1 protein-coding gene is annotated in these 2,773 nt (G+C 60.4%); it reads left to right on the top strand.

The genetic code is table 11. From position 1 onward, the window contains the following. A partial coding sequence (locus AB4Y43_RS40230) for a Tn3 family transposase (protein WP_368730273.1) occupies positions 1 to 2,604 on the top strand: 2,604 nt, incomplete at its 5' end. Positions 2,605 to 2,773: the final 169 nt, after the last annotated feature.

Here is a 2,773-nt window from a genome sequence, read left to right as displayed (position 1 = left end):
TATCAGGCGCTTGGATTCCGGCCGATGGCCGAGCACCAGCGCCGGTATGTCGTGCGCTGGCTGAAAGAACGCCTGACAGGTCGGCCCGACCGCGGTGACTTGCTTTACGAATTGAAACGCTGGCTCTACGAGCATCGCATTCTGATCGTCCACGATCGACTGCTCAGGCGGTTCATCGTAAGGGCAGGGCGAGATGTTGAGGAATCTTTATCGAACGGACTGGTTTGTGCGTTCGGCGACACGACGCTGGATCACTGGAGTCGGCTGTTGGTTCAGCCCGAGAGTGACCATGGAAGCTTGCAGCAATGGTTGTGGTCCGTACCGCTGCGGCAGTCTACGCATCAGATGAGTGACGTGTTCACAAAGATCGACCGCCTCTATGTGGTCGGCGTTCATCAGGGCTGGCCAACAGTTTGCAACGAGGCCACTGTGCGGCACTACGCGCGGCGCTGCGCGCGTCGGCCGCCTTCGACGGGTAAGCGCGTGGAGCAACGATCGCGCAAGCTGGAAGTCGCCTGCTTCATGCGTTACGCGCTGTGCTCCGCAACCGATCAGTTGCTATCGATGCTGCGCCGCTGGATTCTGAAGGCGGCCAATGACGCGATGCGCGAGGTCGAAGTGATCCTGTTCGATCCGAAGGCACGTCTGCGCGAATTTGCATCGGCTGTAAAAGCCGTCGCACTTGACGCAGAGTTATCGCGCGAGGATCTCAGCGCGAGATTGTGCGAATTGGCCGACCGCGCCCTCGACCGGCGTACACCGACCCGGCGCAGTCTGGTTCGCTCGCGCCTGCTCGCGAAACGCGGAAAGGCGCGTGCGATGCTTGGCAGGCTCATCCGTCTGCCATTTGAAGCGCAGACCGACCACCCAGTCATCAATGCACTTGAGGTGCTACGCGGAATCTACGCCCGTAAGCGCTACACTTTGCCGGACCATGTCGCAATCCGACTCGGGCGAGCCTGGCGAGAAGCGATCGACAGCTATGACCGGTATAAGGCGCTACTGGCCTTCGAGTGGGCGACGCTCTTTGCGCTACGCGTCGCATTGCGCAATGGCTCCGTTTTCATCGATCACAGCTTCGCGTTCCGCAGTCAGGCGATGCTCCTGATTCCGCCTGACGAATGGAAAGCGAAACGCAACCATTTCTATGGCCATCTGAAGCTGCCGCAAGACCCGAAAGAATTCCTCGGCCCGCTGATCGAACATCTTGACCGGAGCCTGATTATGCTGCGCGACGCGACCATGCGCGGCGACGTACATATCGACAGCGCGGTGCATCTTGATCCATTGTCGGCGCAAACTTCGAATCCCGCGCTCGAGGCCTTGCGGCGGGCAATCTTCTCCAGGTGCCCGGATGGGCAACTGCCTGAAATCATTCTCGAGGTTGACAGCACAACGCGTTTCAGTTGGCTTCTGCTCGGACGCGAACCCCGCTCGCGCGTCGAGCTGCTGATGGTCTACGCGGCGGTCCTGGCACACGGGACATCGCTGACCGCGGCCGACATCGCCCGCATGGTGCCAGACCTGGCGTCGGCGGCGATCAGGCAGATGATGAACCGAATTGCCGATGAGCGGAAGCTTCGCCAGGCTGCTGATGCAGTGCTGAAATTCATGCATCGGCATCCGATCGCGGCACATTGGGGTCGCGCCGATCTGGCATCGTCGGACATGATGTCGCTGGAAACGGCTCGTACAGTGTGGCAAGCGCGGGTCGACCCGCGTCGACGCACCAAATCGATCGGCATGTACACGCATGTGCGCGATCGCTGGGGCATCTTCTACGATCAACCCATTATCCTCAATGAGCGACAGGCCGGGGCGGCGATCGAAGGCGTGATACGTCAAAGCAGTGCCGACGATGTTGCCCAGCTTGCCGTCGATACCCATGGATTTACAGACTACGCAATGGGTCTCGCACGCATCCTGGGTTTCGACCTTTGCCCGCGGCTCTCGCATCTTCGCGACCGGCGTTTGCACGTCCCGCAGCACCATACCGTCCCCGCGGAACTGATTGCCGTCACCGATCGCGATGTCCGGATGAGCCTGGTCGAGAGCATCTGGGACGAGCTTGTTCGGGTCGCCGCTTCAGTGCAGACCGGCCAATGCACCGCCGTGCAGGCGTTATCGCGCTTCGGTTCAGCCGCACGCGGGCAGCCCGTATACGATGGTGGCACGCATATCGGACGGCTATTCCGGACCATATACCTGATCGATTACTTCACCAATTCAGCGTTCCGCGCCGAGTTGCAGCATGTGCTCAATCGTGGCGAGGCGGTCCATACCGTACAGCGGGCGATCCACATCGGCAAGATTCCACTGGAACTGACAAGGCACAATGACTCGCTTGCAGCGGTGTCCTCCGCACTGGCGCTGCTCTCCAATGCCGTGATGGCATGGAACACGATCCACATGCAGCGCGCTGTCGACGAGATGGAGGCGACGAGTGGAGAGACCGTTCGGGCGGACGACTTGCGGCGCATCGCGCCGACGCATCTCGAAAGTATCAATCTGCGCGGAACATTCAATTTCCCGATCGAACGCTATGCACATCATTTGCTGCCGGGCGTGGCCGACCTGCATGCGAAGCAGCGGCGGCTGGCGTGATCCGTCGCGAACTCCGGCGCGCAACGGCTCGCCATATGATCAACAAGCGAAAATAGCCAAACAGCAAGTCGCTGATTTCGTTGGATATTGTAACGGGGGCGGGTCGCAAGCCCGCATCAGGGCAAGACCGACCTACCGTCGCAAAATGCGTGAAAATCAAGGGTACGCC

The organism is Paraburkholderia sp. BR10872 (genome assembly GCF_040965835.1).
Taxonomy (GTDB): Bacteria; Pseudomonadota; Gammaproteobacteria; order Burkholderiales; family Burkholderiaceae; genus Paraburkholderia; species Paraburkholderia nodosa_A.
The sequence above is the reverse complement of the archived record's forward strand: the minus strand, read 5'-3'. Positions and strand labels throughout refer to the sequence as shown.